The sequence below is a fragment of the Dellaglioa sp. CoH-56-MRSF-10 genome (genome assembly GCF_056782175.1).
The window spans coordinates 84,612-99,108 of sequence record NZ_JBXAYF010000001.1; the positions used below are offsets into that span (position 1 = coordinate 84,612).

At 33.1% G+C, this 14,497-nt stretch carries 16 protein-coding genes and 1 tRNA gene; 11 read left to right on the top strand and 6 right to left on the bottom strand.

Translation table 11 applies throughout. The features are described from left to right. Window positions 1-18 precede the first annotated feature (18 nt). Window positions 19-864 carry a DUF6574 domain-containing protein gene (locus AC1RP4_RS00410; protein WP_481761077.1) on the bottom strand — a complete coding sequence of 282 codons (846 nt, stop codon included), beginning with the start codon at window positions 862-864 and terminating at the stop codon, window positions 19-21. Between the two features lie 18 nt (window positions 865-882). Further along, on the bottom strand, window positions 883-2,421 hold the full coding sequence (locus AC1RP4_RS00415; protein WP_481761076.1) for a zinc ribbon domain-containing protein: 1,539 nt from the start codon (window positions 2,419-2,421) through the stop codon (window positions 883-885). Window positions 2,422-2,802: 381 nt separating this feature from the next. Between AC1RP4_RS00415 and AC1RP4_RS00420 the strand changes: the two genes are divergently transcribed. Next, window positions 2,803-3,114: a helix-turn-helix domain-containing protein gene (locus AC1RP4_RS00420; protein WP_481761075.1), complete on the top strand. Its 312-nt coding sequence runs from the start codon at window positions 2,803-2,805 to the stop codon at window positions 3,112-3,114. Here AC1RP4_RS00420 and AC1RP4_RS00425 read toward each other — a convergent pair. Beyond that, window positions 3,109-3,330 carry a hypothetical protein gene (locus AC1RP4_RS00425; RefSeq protein ID WP_409021835.1) on the bottom strand — a complete coding sequence of 74 codons (222 nt, stop codon included), beginning with the start codon at window positions 3,328-3,330 and terminating at the stop codon, window positions 3,109-3,111. The two genes, AC1RP4_RS00420 and AC1RP4_RS00425, sit on opposite strands and share 6 nt — an antisense overlap. 211 nt (window positions 3,331-3,541) lie before the next feature. Further along, window positions 3,542-4,552 (bottom strand): YdcF family protein, encoded by a 1,011-nt coding sequence (locus AC1RP4_RS00430; RefSeq protein ID WP_481761074.1) that lies wholly within the window; start codon window positions 4,550-4,552, stop codon window positions 3,542-3,544. Window positions 4,553-4,721: 169 nt separating this feature from the next. Here AC1RP4_RS00430 and AC1RP4_RS00435 point away from each other — a divergent pair, with 169 nt between their 5' ends. After that, window positions 4,722-5,321, top strand: coding sequence for a cadmium resistance transporter (locus tag AC1RP4_RS00435; RefSeq protein WP_481761073.1), 600 nt, complete (start codon window positions 4,722-4,724; stop codon window positions 5,319-5,321). Between the two features lie 10 nt (window positions 5,322-5,331). Continuing rightward, the gene (locus AC1RP4_RS00440) at window positions 5,332-5,652 is read left to right on the top strand and encodes an ArsR/SmtB family transcription factor (protein WP_481761072.1); all 321 of its coding nucleotides are present in this window, start codon (window positions 5,332-5,334) and stop codon (window positions 5,650-5,652) included. Window positions 5,653-5,732: 80 nt separating this feature from the next. Here the strand turns inward: AC1RP4_RS00440 and AC1RP4_RS00445 are convergent. Further along, window positions 5,733-5,805: transfer RNA gene (locus AC1RP4_RS00445), tRNA-Ala, on the bottom strand. Between the two features lie 452 nt (window positions 5,806-6,257). Further along, window positions 6,258-7,706 (bottom strand): C40 family peptidase, encoded by a 1,449-nt coding sequence (locus tag AC1RP4_RS00450; RefSeq protein WP_481761071.1) that lies wholly within the window; start codon window positions 7,704-7,706, stop codon window positions 6,258-6,260. Window positions 7,707-8,183: 477 nt separating this feature from the next. Between AC1RP4_RS00450 and lepB the strand changes: the two genes are divergently transcribed. The 8 genes from lepB to ychF all read left to right on the top strand — a co-directional run bounded on the left by lepB (window position 8,184) and on the right by ychF (window position 14,469). After that, a complete protein-coding gene (gene lepB, locus AC1RP4_RS00455; protein ID WP_481761070.1) occupies window positions 8,184-8,786 on the top strand; it encodes a signal peptidase I in 603 nt (200 codons plus the stop codon). Window positions 8,787-8,835: 49 nt separating this feature from the next. After that, window positions 8,836-9,786 (top strand): pyrimidine-specific ribonucleoside hydrolase RihA, encoded by a 951-nt coding sequence (gene rihA / locus AC1RP4_RS00460; RefSeq protein ID WP_481761069.1) that lies wholly within the window; start codon window positions 8,836-8,838, stop codon window positions 9,784-9,786. A gap of 99 nt (window positions 9,787-9,885) precedes the next feature. Continuing rightward, window positions 9,886-10,620, top strand: a complete 735-nt coding sequence (gene rsmG / locus AC1RP4_RS00465) for a 16S rRNA (guanine(527)-N(7))-methyltransferase RsmG (protein ID WP_481761068.1) — start codon at window positions 9,886-9,888, stop codon at window positions 10,618-10,620. 18 nt (window positions 10,621-10,638) lie between these two features. Next, a complete protein-coding gene (noc, locus tag AC1RP4_RS00470; RefSeq protein WP_481761067.1) occupies window positions 10,639-11,487 on the top strand; it encodes a nucleoid occlusion protein in 849 nt (282 codons plus the stop codon). 6 nt (window positions 11,488-11,493) lie between these two features. Next, complete coding sequence (locus AC1RP4_RS00475) at window positions 11,494-12,261, top strand: ParA family protein (protein WP_409021824.1); 768 nt, start codon at window positions 11,494-11,496, stop codon at window positions 12,259-12,261. Next, window positions 12,251-13,132, top strand: a complete 882-nt coding sequence (locus tag AC1RP4_RS00480; RefSeq protein ID WP_409021823.1) for a ParB/RepB/Spo0J family partition protein — start codon at window positions 12,251-12,253, stop codon at window positions 13,130-13,132. Before AC1RP4_RS00475 ends, AC1RP4_RS00480 begins: the two co-directional genes overlap by 11 nt. A 13-nt stretch (window positions 13,133-13,145) precedes the next feature. Beyond that, a complete protein-coding gene (locus AC1RP4_RS00485; protein WP_409021822.1) occupies window positions 13,146-13,346 on the top strand; it encodes a DUF951 domain-containing protein in 201 nt (66 codons plus the stop codon). A gap of 22 nt (window positions 13,347-13,368) precedes the next feature. Next, complete coding sequence (gene ychF / locus AC1RP4_RS00490; RefSeq protein ID WP_481761066.1) at window positions 13,369-14,469, top strand: redox-regulated ATPase YchF; 1,101 nt, start codon at window positions 13,369-13,371, stop codon at window positions 14,467-14,469. Window positions 14,470-14,497 lie beyond the last annotated feature (28 nt).

Here is a 14,497-nt window from a genome sequence, read left to right on the forward strand (position 1 = left end):
TTAGGTTAAGCAATAAACTTAAAATCCAGCTGCAGAGATGATTGAAGCTATGTTGGCTGCTAAACTGACAGCAAATACTGACATAACAATCATGAAAACTAAAGCTAATAGAAGTTGTCCAATGACAACGCCGTAAAGTTTATCTATTTTAAGTGGATTTGTATCAATAATCATCGATAAAATGAAAGCAATACTCATGATAAGGGCCATTAAAGCATACATGAATACAGCAAGGCCTCTCATTCCAAGTAGCATGAAAAGCATACTAAGGACAGCTAATACAAGATTGATCATGAGGTAGTGTGTAAAGCGATTTGTAAATGAAAGTAAGGTATCACTCTTATCGCCTAAAACAACATTACGAACAAAAAATCCAATTAGTATGTAAAAGGCAAAAGCTAGTAGTGTTAAGAAAAATAATTTTGCGTAGACACTACTGTCAATTGTTGGCGCATAGGTACTTTGAGTGTTAAAGAGTCCTGAAAATAGACTTGAATTAACAGATTTAGCAACATTATCCATTATTAATTTTACAAAAATATCATTAAATATGGCGAATAAAATAATTGTCGTAAAGCCGAAATATTTATGACCATTTTCTAAAATTGTGGGATGTTTAATGGCATTTAAGAAATAAGACCAATAATTTGATGCGAATGTTTTAGCTTGTTCAATATTCTCATTTTGAGCTTTAGTATCTTGTTGTTGCGTGTATTGTTGTTGGAATTTTGTTGGTTCTTGTACGTTTTGTGATTGTGTTGCGGCCGTTTCTTGGGCTGGTTTAATGGAAAAGGCAAATCCACAGTTTGTACAAAATTTTACATTTTCTGGTTGTTGTGAACTACAGTTTGGGCATGTTTTCATGATTATTTCCTCCAAAGTTTAGTTGTCTTCAATTTTTTCACTAATTTTTTTAGCGGGTGTAATTGACTTGATTAAGAAGTCATCGTTATTAGAATAATTAACTTTAGCAGTATATCTAAATACTTGTGTTTTAGTTGAATAATTATCGTCACTATCAGTGAAATCGAACGTATAAGTAACATCATAAGCGACATCAAATTTATTTTTATCTGTCGGTGTTACTGATAATACTTTAGCGTCATAAGAGACACTACTGATTGCATCATCATCATGATAATTTTTAGCAATAGTCACCCATGCCTTGGCATCTGCATTGCTTGAGCCATTAACAAAGAAACTGCCTATTGAGCCATAACTATCATTTGAATCCTCATTAGAGTCATCACCATCGATAGTGTAGTCATCAATTTGGGTAAATAAATTGTCTATATAACTTTCTGCATCATCTAGAGTTAACATATTAGGAAAATTAATATTGAATAAATTGCTACTAGAACTATCTTGAAAGCCATTTTCATCTGTATTATTTAAAGTTACGTCGTTATCATCATCGCTACCTGAAATTTGGTATTCACTGGTAACGAGAGTGTTGTCTCCGACCTTTTCTTTAAGCTGCAATCGATTGTTTCCAGAAGAGGCAATAGGGCCAATTGTTGCAGAACCATCATCATCAGTTGTACCAACTTTTTTAGAATTAACATAGATATCAGCATTTGCGATACTTTTAATTCTAAAAGTAAGTGTACTTAAATCTAAATTGACGTTAGAAGTTGAACTAGTGAGCGTCTCAGTCGATTTATTATTTAGTTTAGTACCATCAATAGAGCCAGCTGCTTCTATTGTGTAGTTACCGGGAACTAGATTTGAGATTGTTTTACTGTAATTATCAGAGTCAGCTGTAGCAACTTTTTTATCATTCATCTTGATAACAGCCCCAGAGCTATTCGTTGATAAGTTAACGGAAACGGTTGAAAAGTCAGCCGTATATTTAGGGAATAATAACCAATGTTTACCATTTTCTTTTAAATGAAAATGTGTTGAAGTGCTTGCTCCATTGGTTAATTCGTTTTTAAAAGTTTTAAGAGAGTCTGTACTACCCCATGCATCTGATGCAGGTTTCATAGACTCATCAGTAATTTTTAATGCCGTATCCGATGTTGAAAAATAAGCTTCCATGTTTTTATCGGTTTTTAATGCATCTGTAATTCGTTCAATTTGATTTTCTTTTGAGTAATATTTTGTTCCAGCATAGTAGCCAACAACAATAATAAGAGCGATAATACCAATCAAAATTCTGATGAATTTTGTTTTACCTGAGATGGGTAATTTAGGATTTGCAGTTCGTGTTTGTGTAGGTGGCATTTGTTGTTGTGTTGGTTGAACCGGCGTAACAGGTTGCTGTGACGCAACTGAATTAACACGTAAATCAAAATTACAATTAGGACAGAAATTACCATCCTTAGGAACTTCACTTCCACAATTAGGACAGAATTTTTTTGTCGTACTCCCAGATAAATCATCTGAAGGCGCATAATAGATTTGTTCTTTTTTAATCATTGGATCTCCTTTTTAACTACCTTAATAATATGATTAACTTTGACTACTTAACTAAAAGTTACCAAATCTAGTGTATACATAGCGAGTTTTAGTTTATAAAATAATGGCTAACTCAATCGCATAAAATAGGATTTTAATCATTGGTACTTATGTATTTTTTTAGGTTGTTAGATGCAGAATTAGTAATACCCCCCGTGGCCTCCTTAGATTTAAATTACTAAATCAACGAATAAAGACAAACCTTAAACGAAACTTAAGTTATTTTATCAGCTTAAAAGGTTTTTGTATATATATATATATTAAAAAAAGATAAGCTATAATCTGTTTGATTGTTTTAAAAACCTTTACCATAAAGAGAACCTTTCTGATTAGGAGTTTAATATGCTTAAAAAAATAGGAATTTTAATTCGTGCTAAACGAAAATTATTGAATATGACCATTGAGCAACTGGCTGAAAAATCAAAATCTTCTGTTAGTTTAATTTCTTTGATAGAGCGAGGTAAGTTAGATAATATTAAAATAAAAAAATTATCAGATATTGCTGAAGCGCTGGATATGACGTTAGCTGACTTCTTTACTAATCAAAATTTAAAAGGTGTTGCAACGCTGGATTTGATTAATTATCTTGCTTCTTTACCCAAAGAAAAAAGAGAAGCGACAGCTGAATTATTGCTTAAAGTAATCCGTTTATAAATGATTATCATTAATGATTGACCATGCTATTTCTTCAATAGTGTGGTCAATTTTTTGTGCTTGATAGGCTGAGACTAAATCAATTTGTTTGGTAGGTAAATCTAAAGTTAAAATATCAAAATTGTGAAAATCAATCCTATGGTTACTAAAGTCATAAATTAAAAATTTTAAATCTTGTAATACCTTCAAATTATCGTGTATATCTATCCCATTCATAAATAAAATCTCCCTTACTAAAAAACTGTATAAAAAAAGCATTAGCTTTTATTAGCTAATGCTTAGATTACAACAAAAATAGTTAATTTATAAGACTGATATTAATAAAAATTAATTCTAACGATAGTACTGAGTTTTGTCAATATGACATAAATTAAAGGTTTATCCTTTTAAGTAGATTAATTAATTTAAGTAAGTATTGAAGTAATAATTATTTAAAAAGCTGTTGAAAAATAGACAGTAAAAGGAGCAACAAAATAACTATAAAATGACGATTTTTATGAAGCATTATGATAGCAATGAATTCACGCAAGAACGCATTAGGTAAAAAATACCATGGCGTTTTCCCGCCAATGCCTTGAGCATTTACACCAACCATTCGTGCAAATATTGCAGCACGAAAGATATGGTAGTTATTTGAACTGAATAAAATATGATCCCCTCTATGATCAAGATCAATTATTTTTTTTGAGAAACGCATATTTTCAAAAGTCGTTGTTGATTTGTCTTCTAGTAATGTAAATTCTTCTGGATAACCACTGTCGATGGCCCATTTTTGCATTGCCTGTGCTTCTGAAATAGACTCATCATTACCTTGCCCACCTGAAAAAATAATAATCGGGCGTTTACCGCCTAATAGTATTTGTTTGTCCGCAAAATTGGTAGCACGTTTGATTCTGTTGGCAAGTAGTTTACTAACTTTATAACCGTTGATTAAACCTGCACCTAGTACAATGATGTAGTCTTGATCATATTTTGGACGTCGTAAGCTATATAAAATACTAACAGACAAGAAATTTAAAAAAGCGAACATAAGATATAAGCCAGTCAACGAAGCAAAATTAAATGGTAATTGAAGATACCAAGGCCACGTACTGATTAAAGGTGTCACAAACCAGCGAATGATAAGAACAATAGCAAGTAGTAGTCCAAGCATGTTAGCTAATGAATAACTTTCACGTTTAAAGACTAGTCCAGTATTAATTAATAAAAATGGAATAGTTGCAATTGAAAGTAATATCAAACCTATAGCGCCAACAATGATAATAAAAACAGCGCTATTTTTCATAAAATTGATAGGGGAAGTAGCGAGTACACCTATTAAAGAAATGACAAATATATTGAACAGAAATCCATTAATTAATTGACGTGGTTCTTTGTGAAAGCTGATATACCAAATAGCTAACAATAAAATAGGTAGTAACAGTATTAGATAGTCCATATGAATTCCTCCGAAGTAATAGATAATAAACTAATTCTAGCATATTTTTGAATAAATAAGGTACTAATAAATTTATATTTAACCGTTTACATGGACGTTAACATATGATATATTATTCACATGAACAAAATATCATATGAATAATATATCATATAGAGGAGATGCTATAATGGTCACACTATTAGGTTCAACTGTACTCGCATTCATTTCAACAAATATCGATTATCTTTTAATTCTAATTATTATTTTTGCTAAGTATAAAAATAAACATGAAGAAAAATTAATATTTATAGGAGAGCTACTTGGTAGTGGGACGCTTATAGCAGTTAGTTTGATTGCTGCCTTTTGGTTAAAACTGATTCCTGAAGAATGGATCTTAGGATTTTTGGGACTTATTCCGATTATAATGGGTATAAAAATGTATTTTAGTGATGAAGATGAGGGTAATGAGGTCCGGGAGAAATTAGGAAAACCGGGTCAAGGCATAATTTTAAATGTAATTATGATTACTATTGCAACTTGTGGACCAGATAATCTTGCTATCTACGTCCCATTTTTCACGACATTATCTATTAGGGATGTACCTATTGTACTGATGCTATTTTTTATATTCTTATGTATCATTACATGGTTGAGTAAAATGATTACTAATTTACCTAAAATCCAAGAATTTTTTCAAAATTTTGGTAATTTAATCACTCTAATTGTTTATGTTTTCTTAGGTCTATATATATTATTAGAAAGTGGTACTATTCAGCACTTTATGTAGGAGGAAAATAATGCAACCGTACAATGAAATTCCAAAAAGTGAACTTGATGAATCAATTATGATAACTAAGCTATTGAATAATCGAATAAGATTACAATTAATCTATTTATTGGAACAACATGAATATAATGTAACTGAATTATCAAAGATACTTAATGTTGAACAAACAAACTTATCTCATCAATTAAGTTTATTAAAAACGCATCAAATAATTAGTCAGAGACGAGAAGGAAAGTTAATGTACTATCAAATTGACGATCCGCATATTATTGAAACTATGACAGCGCTGTTGCAACATGCAAAACACGTTGCAAATGGAAAACCTTATTAAATAGAAACGTAAGAAAAAGAGATTAACTTCAAATTGAAGTTAATCTCTTTTTTGATTTTTAAAATCTGTAGTGGTTACTATGGACCCTAACGGATTTGAACCGTCGACCTTCTACTTGCGGAGCAGACGCTCTCCCAACTGAGCTAAGGGCCCGAATAGCTTTATAATACACCAAATAGCCAAAATTAAAAGAAAAAGTTAGTTTTGCTTCTATGTATTTATGCCATTTTAAAATGTTTCACATGAAACATTTTAAAATGAGTAACGATTTTTAAAGATAAAAGGTTTCAAATATCACTTGTTAATAGTAGGGTAAAAAGCATTAAATACCAGTTTTTGATTAATGATGAATAAGCCGAAGAGTATAAGATTTTTGTTTTTAAATAGCAGACATAATCTTATGATGGCGTGATGTGAAGATATTTCCAAACATTAATAATTATTCGATTAATACTCTTTTAGAAGGAACAAATAATAAAATTCAGATTTCTAACGGACTTATTTCCAATCTTAGCAACTTTTATAGATTCCGAACCAGAATACTTTATATATTAAAATCCATAAAAAAAGGTCCCACTCACTTAGTGAGTGGGACCTTCATAATATTATTTATTAACAGTACCAGCAAATGAAGCAGGGTAATATGCTAATGCACCAATTTTAACATTTTGACCAGGTTCTGGAGCAGCGATATATTGGCCACCACCTAAGTAAATACCAACATGGTATGTAGAACCTTGAGCTCCCCAGAATAATAAATCTCCAGGTTGAGCAGCAGCAGTTGATTTCTTAGAAACATTTGATTCTTGTCCAATAGTATTACGGTTTAAGTTAATACCAACTTTTGCGAATACATATTGTGTGAATCCTGAACAATCAAAACCAGAAGGAGTTGATCCACCCCAAACATAAGGAGTACCTATGTATGCTTTAGCAACAGAGATAACTTTGCTTGCTGAGTAGCTTGCTGTTTGTGTTGTAGAGCTTGCAGCAGCAGTATTAGCTGTTGAAGTAGTATTAGAACTTGCAGCAGCAGTATTAGTTGTTGAAGTAGTATTAGAACTTGCAGCAGCAGTATTAGTTGTTGAAGTAGTATTAGAACTTGCAACAGCAGTGTTAGCTGTTGAAGCAGTATTAGAACTTGTAGCAGCCTTAGGTGTTGAAGTAGCATTAGAAGTTACAGCAGCTTTAGGTGTTGTTGTAGCTTTTGCAGGTGTAACAACTTTTTCAGCAGTTGTAGAAGCTACTTTAGCCATTGAACCTGTTAAGTTTAATGTTTGGCCAGGGTTAATCATTGAATTAGAAGATAAACCATTAGCATCACATAGTGCTGAGATAGTAATACCGTTTGATTGAGCGATTGACCATAATGAATCGCCGTTTTTAACAGTAACAGTCTTATTATTTGTAGTAGATGCTGCTTTAGGTGTAGCTGTTTCTACTTTAGGAGTTGCAGTAACTGATTTAGCAGCACTTACTTCTGCTTTAGGAGTTGTAGCAACTGGTTTAGCAGTACTTGTTTCTACTTTAACAGTTTTAGCTGGTGTTACTTTAGCGGGAGTAACAGTAGTACTTGCAGCTACCGCTTTTGAACCAGTTAATGTTAAATTTTGACCGGGTAAGATAAGTGCTGAGTTATCAGCAAATCCATTAGCCGAACGAAGTGCTGAGATTGAAATGCCATTTTCTTTAGCGATTGACCATAATGAATCACCATTTTTAACAGTAACGGATGTTTTATTTACTGAAGTATTAGTAGTAACGATAGTACTTGTTTTAGCTGAAGTACTTTTTTGTGTTGAGCTTGCTTTAGCGTTGCTATCCTTTTCAGGAATATTTAATGATTGACCACTTACAATAATATGAGAATTTGCGTCAATATTGTTTAAAGTTTCGATTGTTTTGATTGAAACGCCATACTTCTGAGAAAAAGCCCAAACAGTATCGTTTGTTTGAACTTTAACTGTTGCTGCATCAGCAGTTGCGTTAGATGCAAGAAGGAGGCCAGCGGTACCAACTGTACCGAGTAATAATGATTTAAGTGTGTTATTCAAGTTGAGTCACATCTACTTTCTTATTTTATTGGATTTATACTACAGTAACTATTGTAACCGGTTAGTGTTGCAATCAAATACAAAAACTATTACAACTTAGCATGATTTTGTAATATATACTAAGTAATGTTTATATATCAATGATAATGATGATTTATGTATTTAACTTATAATTTATTTAATTTAGTAAATCCCATGTGCAATAATGGTTTAGAACACTTTCAATATATTTTAAATTAAAATATATTGCCCCCCGATGTTACAAAGATATTACAGAAACCTTATGTTTCTATACTACTAGAACTAATTAAAACTATACCAGTCGTTTTACATGGTTGCAAATGAAATTTTAAGTTTTAATAGAAAGGGATTTCATTGTCTGGTATCATTTGAATTATTGGATATTGAAAGTCCTTAAATAGTTGGCGTATAATTAACTAAATAAGGGGATAAAAAATATAATGATTAGGTGGAAATATGAAAAGAATAGTTAAAGAAATAATGAGTTGGATTATACCGATTGCAATCGGTTTAATAATCGCGATGCTTTTAAAAACATTTGTTGTCACAATGGTACGTGTTGATGGGCCATCGATGCAACCTAACTTAGTTAATAATGAGCATGTTGCTGTTGTTAAAGTTATTGATATTAAGCGCTTTAGTACTGTTGTTTTTGATGCATACGGCGTAGATCCTGATGCAACTGAGGGTCAAGAGTATGTTAAACGTGTTATTGGAATGCCTGGTGATACAGTAGAATTTAAAAATGATCATGTCTATGTTAATGGTAAAGAAATTGAAGAACCTTATATTTCAACTTATCAAAAAACAGTAGGGACAAGGGTTCAGAACATAAATGCTAAAAACTGGACATTCAAGTCATTGGCTGTAGATAATCAATGGGCTAAAGATACTTCAGCTATCAGAGTACCTTCAGATAAATATTTTGTTCTAGGAGATCATCGTTCAGTATCTAATGATAGTCGTTACTGGGGGTTCGTTGATAAGTCGAAAATTCAAGGTGTTGTAAAAGTACCATTCTGGAATTTTAATAAGGCTGATCATAAATATATTTATTAATTGCATTAAAAATGCAGAAAAATAATTCGATTGAAGAGGAGATTTTATTATGACAAAAACACCAATTATTTTAGATTGTGATCCAGGACATGATGACGCATTAGCGTTAATGATGATTATTGCTTCACCAGAATTTGATTTACGTGCGGTGACAACATCCGCTGGAAATCAAACACCTGATAAAACATTTGATAACGCTTGTCGACTACTAACATTGATGGAACGGACAGATGTTCCAGTTGCTAGTGGAAATAAAAAACCTTTACTACAAGAATTAATGATTGCCGATGCCGTTCATGGAGATACTGGTGTTGATGGAACAGAGTTACCTAAATCTGAAATTCCAGCAACTAATTTAACAGCAATTGAGTTAATTGCAGAAACATTATCTAAAAGTGCTGAAAAAGTTACAATGGTTGTCACGGGCCCAATGACGAATATGGCACTATTTTTAGCTGTCTATCCTGAATTAAAAAATAAAATTGAAAAAATTGTCTTTATGGGTGGCTCAACGGATGTTGGAAATGTTAAACCTGGTTCAGAATTTAATATTGCCGTGGACCCAGAGTCAGCAAAAATGGTTTTAAATGACTCTATTCCAATGGTTATGGCTGGATTAAACTTAACTCATCAAGCACAAATTTTAGATTCTGAAATTGAAGAAATTGGTAAGATTAATAATAAAGTAGCGCAATCAGCCTACGGGTTATTGAAATTTTATGGTATTTACTATGGTCAAGAAAAATGGGGATTCGACGGTATTCCATTACATGACCCTTGTACAATTGCTTGGATGTTACATCCTGAATTATTCACAAGTGAAAAGTACCATGTTGATGTTGAGGTGAATGGTGATCTTACTAAAGGTGAGACAATCGTTGATAAATTTGATTTATTGGGATTAGAAAAAAATACAGAAGTCTTACTATCAATTGACCGTGCAAAATTTGTCGAATTATTAATTTCAAAACTTAAAAAATTTGATAAATTAGTAGGATAGAGAATCTTACAGTTGGCTTGTATTTCTGGCCTAAATACGTTAAAGTTAAACAGGACGTGAAACATCGTTTTGTTTCACAAATAACGGAGGGCCAGTCATATGAATCCAGAAGAATTTCGTCAAGCATTAGCTGAAAAAGACATTAATTTAACAGACAGACAAATGGCACAATTTGAAACATACTATGAATTTTTAGTAATGACAAATGAAAACCTTAATCTGACTGCTATTACAGAAAAATCAGACGTTTATTTGAAACATTTTTATGATTCTTTAACGCCTGCTTTTTATTCAAAAGAAATACAAAGCGAGCCCTTATCTATTTGTGACGTCGGCGCAGGTGCCGGCTTCCCTTCAATTCCACTGAAGATTGCTTTTCCGCAATTAACGGTGACTATTGTTGATTCGTTGAATAAACGTATCAACTTTTTAAATGAATTGGCGGACAAATTAGATATTACAGGGGTTGCTTTTTTTCATAATCGTGCTGAAGAATTTGCAGGTAAAAAAAGTTTATATAGAGAACAATATGATATCGTGACAGCTCGTGCTGTTGCAAGATTGAGCGTACTATCTGAATTGTGCTTACCTTTAGTTAAATTAAATGGTCAATTTATCGCTCTCAAAGCTCAAAAAATGGACGAAGAATTAGTCGATGCCGAATATGCTATCAAGCTTTTAGGTGGTCAAGTTGTGGCTAATCATGAATTTACTTTACCAATTTCAGATGACGAACGTCATCTATTAGTCGTTGATAAAGTCAAATTAAGTCCTAAAAAATACCCTAGAAAAGCGGGTGTACCTGGACGTACCCCACTTGTAAATAAGATATAGTCAGGAGGTCGTCGGAAAATGGCATTTTCATTTTTAGGAAATCGTAAAAATCAACAAGAACAAGAAGATGAAACGAATCAAACGAAGGTTAGTGACATTTCTGTTACGACTATTGTACCCAATCGCTTCCAACCTCGTCGTGTCTTTGATGATCAAAAAATTGATGAATTAGCACAAACCCTTAAAGAACACGGGTTATTGCAGCCTATTATTTTGCGAGAGTATGAGACTGGAAAATATGAGATTATTGCTGGGGAACGTCGTTTTCGGGCAGCATCTTCATTAGGATGGAAAAAAATTCCGGCAATTGTTCAGAAAATGGACGACGACCAAGCGGCTTCGATGGCACTAATTGAAAATTTACAACGTGAGGAACTAACAGCAATTGAAGAAGCAGAGGCCTACAGTAAACTAATGAGTTTAAACCACTTATCACAGTCAAAATTAGCTGAAGATATGGGTAAAAGCCAAGCATTTGTTGCTAATAAATTGCGTTTATTAAAATTAGAACATGACGTACAAACGTCCATTATGGCGCAACAGATATCCGAACGTCACGGAAGAGCAATGGTTAGTTTATCAGCTAGCAATCAAAAAAAATTATTAAAACGTATTTTAAAAGAGAAATTAACAGTGAAAGAAACCGAAAAGTTAATTTCAGCTAATAAAATTAAACCAGAATCAAAAGTGTCTGAAAAGAAAAACACGAAAAAAGGTAATCCTGATAAAAGATTAGTGATTAATACCCTAAAACAAGCGGTTCAAGTTATAGAAAATAACGGTGTAACGATTAAATCAAAACAAGAAAAAACTGATTCAGGGTATCGCGTTATTATTGATGTGATTGAATCAAAAAAGGAGGGTTAATCAAACATGGGAATTGTTATTTCATTAGCAAACCAAAAAGGTGGCGTTGGTAAAACAACAACGAGTGTGAATTTAGGCGCTTGTTTAGCCGAGCTAGGCAAGCGTGTTTTATTAATAGATACGGATGCTCAAGGAAATTCAACAAGTGGTGTTGGTATTGAAAAATCAACAATAAAAAAAGATATTTATGATGTTTTAGTTAATGAATTTCCAATTAAGGAGACAATTCTAGCTACTAGTCATAAAGGATTAGATATCGTTCCGGCAACCATTCAATTGGCTGGTGCTGAGATTGAATTAACACCGCAAATGGCTCGTGAAACAAGATTATTGGATGCCGTTAAAACAATTGAAGATCAGTATGATTATATTTTAATAGATTGCCCGCCATCACTTGGATTGATTACAATTAATGCCTTTACAGCTAGTAAATCAATTTTAATTCCTGTTCAAAGTGAATACTATGCTTTGGAAGGTTTAAGCCAATTGCTTAACACAATTCGTTTAGTTCAAAAGCATTTTAATCCAGATTTAGCCATTGAAGGCGTTTTAATGACAATGTATGATGCACGTACAAATTTAGGCGCAGAAGTTGTGTCTGAGGTGCAAAAATATTTTGCAGAAAAAGTCTACAAGACAATTATTCCGCGAAATGTCCGCTTGTCTGAAGCACCTAGCCATGGGATGGCAATTATTGATTACGATCCTAAGTCGAAGGGTGCTCAAGTCTATATGGAATTGGCAAAGGAAGTGTTAAAAGCGCATGGTAAATAATAAAAAAGGTCTTGGAAAAGGGATTAACGCGTTATTTCAGGATGAACTTGATCAATATGATGATACAAAAGAATCTGTTGTTCGTTTAAACTTAGCTGAAATTCGCCCTAATCCTTACCAACCTCGTAAAACATTTGATGAAGATGCCCTAAAAGAATTAGCTGCGTCTATCAAAAAATCAGGTGTCTTCCAACCAATTATTGTAAGAGAATCAGTCATTAAGGGTTATGAAATCATTGCAGGAGAACGTCGTTTCCGTGCGTCTAAATTAGCAGGACTAACAGATGTCCCTGCAATTATTAGAACGATGACAGAAGAAGCAATGATGGAAGTTGCTATTTTGGAAAATTTACAACGTGAAGAATTGTCTCCTTTAGAAGAGGCAGAAGCTTATAACATGTTGATGGAAAAATTAAACTTAACGCAGTCACAAGTTTCAGAGCGATTAGGCAAAAGTCGTCCTTATATTGCTAATTATTTGCGTTTATTAGGATTGCCCAACTCAGTTAAAGAATTACTCCAAGTTGATCAGTTATCGATGGGTCAAGCAAGAACATTGCTGTCACTTAAAGATAAACAAAAAATTGGGGCATTAGCTAAAAGAACAGTTAAAGAAAATCTAACTGTTCGTGAGTTGGAAAAAGTAATTGCCCAAATGAACGGCGAAATTAAAAAGAATACTAAAAAAGTGAACGAAGTTGAAAAATCAATTTATGTTCAACAAAGTGAGAACTTGTTAAAAGAAAAATTTGGAACACAAGTTTCTATCCAACAGAGCAAAAAAAATCATAAAGGTAAGATAGAAATTGACTACTTATCAACGGATGATTTGAACCGTATTTTGGACTTACTTGATATTTCACTAGACTAGGAGGTTAGTCAGTATGTATGACTTACATGATATTGTTGAAATGAAAAAACCACATCCTTGTGGGACTAACCGCTGGGAAATCGTGCGAATGGGAATGGATATTCGCATTAAGTGTTTAGGATGCGGGCACCTTATTCTATTACCTAGACGAGAATTTGAAAAAAAGATGAAAAAAATGTTAGAAAAAGCAACAACAGAAGATAATACAAAATAAATGAAAAGAGTGACGTCTAATTATGGCATTAACGGCAGGAATCGTAGGATTACCAAACGTAGGTAAATCAACTTTATTTAACGCAATTACAAAAGCAGGCGCGGAAATGGCTAATTACCCATTTGCGACAATCGATCCAAACGTTGGGATGGTTGAAGTTCCAGATAAACGATTAGCACGTATCGATGAAGTAGTCCCTGCTAAAAAAATTATTCATACAACTTTTGAATTTACGGATATTGCCGGTATTGTTAAAGGCGCAAGTAAAGGTGAAGGACTTGGTAATAAATTTTTAGAAAATATTCGTCAAGTTGATGCTATTGTGCACGTTGTTCGTGCATTTGACGATGATAATATCACACATGTTTCTGATAAAGTGGATCCAATGGACGATATTGAAACAATCAACTTAGAACTTGTTTTTGCAGATTTAGATAGTGTGACAAAACGTTATGCTAAAGTTGAAAAAGTGGCTAGAACAAAAGATAAAGATGCGTTGGCTGAATTCAGTATTTTACAAAAAATCAAACCAGTTCTTGAAGCTGGACATGCCGTTCGCTCAATTGAATTTGATGAAGAAGAAGAAAAATATGTTAAAGGTATGTTTTTATTAACGAACAAACCAGTTCTTTATGTCGCTAATATTGCTGAAGATGACATGGCTGACCCAGATGCTAATAAGTATGTAAAATTAATTGAAGCCTTTGCAAAAGAAGAAGGTTCAGAATGTTTAGCCGTTTCTGCTAAAACAGAAGAAGAAATTGCTGAACTAGATGATGAAGATAAACTTGATTTCCTTGAAGCTGCTGGTGTTGAAGAATCAGGACTTGATCGCTTAATCAGGGCATCTTATAAATTACTAGGTTTAGCAACTTTCTTTACTGCTGGTGGTGCCGAAACACGAGCATGGACCTTTAAACAAGGGATGAAAGCACCTCAAGTTGCCGGAATTATCCATTCAGATTTTGAACGTGGATTTATCCGTGCTGAAACAATGTCATTTGCTGATTTAGATAAAAATGGAAGCGTCGCAGCAGTTCGTGAAGCTGGTCGTTTACGTTCCGAAGGTAAAGAATATGTCGTACAAGATGGCGATATTATTGAGTTCAGATTTAACGTCTAAATAAAATAAGTCAGTAGGGGTTGTTAGT

Excerpts from the sequence above, each read along its gene's own strand:
- AC1RP4_RS00485 (WP_409021822.1), top strand. The coding sequence starts at position 13,146 with ATGTATGACTTACATGATATTGTTGAAATGAAAAAACCACATCCTTGT.
- AC1RP4_RS00440 (WP_481761072.1), top strand. The coding sequence starts at position 5,332 with ATGCAACCGTACAATGAAATTCCAAAAAGTGAACTTGATGAATCAATT.
- AC1RP4_RS00420 (WP_481761075.1), top strand. The coding sequence starts at position 2,803 with ATGCTTAAAAAAATAGGAATTTTAATTCGTGCTAAACGAAAATTATTG.
- AC1RP4_RS00410 (WP_481761077.1), bottom strand. The coding sequence starts at position 864 with ATGAAAACATGCCCAAACTGTAGTTCACAACAACCAGAAAATGTAAAA.
- AC1RP4_RS00425 (WP_409021835.1), bottom strand. The coding sequence starts at position 3,330 with ATGAATGGGATAGATATACACGATAATTTGAAGGTATTACAAGATTTA.
- lepB (WP_481761070.1), top strand. The coding sequence starts at position 8,184 with ATGAAAAGAATAGTTAAAGAAATAATGAGTTGGATTATACCGATTGCA.
- AC1RP4_RS00435 (WP_481761073.1), top strand. The coding sequence starts at position 4,722 with ATGGTCACACTATTAGGTTCAACTGTACTCGCATTCATTTCAACAAAT.
- ychF (WP_481761066.1), top strand. The coding sequence starts at position 13,369 with ATGGCATTAACGGCAGGAATCGTAGGATTACCAAACGTAGGTAAATCA.
- AC1RP4_RS00430 (WP_481761074.1), bottom strand. The coding sequence starts at position 4,552 with ATGGACTATCTAATACTGTTACTACCTATTTTATTGTTAGCTATTTGG.
- AC1RP4_RS00475 (WP_409021824.1), top strand. The coding sequence starts at position 11,494 with ATGGGAATTGTTATTTCATTAGCAAACCAAAAAGGTGGCGTTGGTAAA.
- AC1RP4_RS00480 (WP_409021823.1), top strand. The coding sequence starts at position 12,251 with ATGGTAAATAATAAAAAAGGTCTTGGAAAAGGGATTAACGCGTTATTT.
- AC1RP4_RS00415 (WP_481761076.1), bottom strand. The coding sequence starts at position 2,421 with ATGATTAAAAAAGAACAAATCTATTATGCGCCTTCAGATGATTTATCT.
- rsmG (WP_481761068.1), top strand. The coding sequence starts at position 9,886 with ATGAATCCAGAAGAATTTCGTCAAGCATTAGCTGAAAAAGACATTAAT.
- rihA (WP_481761069.1), top strand. The coding sequence starts at position 8,836 with ATGACAAAAACACCAATTATTTTAGATTGTGATCCAGGACATGATGAC.
- noc (WP_481761067.1), top strand. The coding sequence starts at position 10,639 with ATGGCATTTTCATTTTTAGGAAATCGTAAAAATCAACAAGAACAAGAA.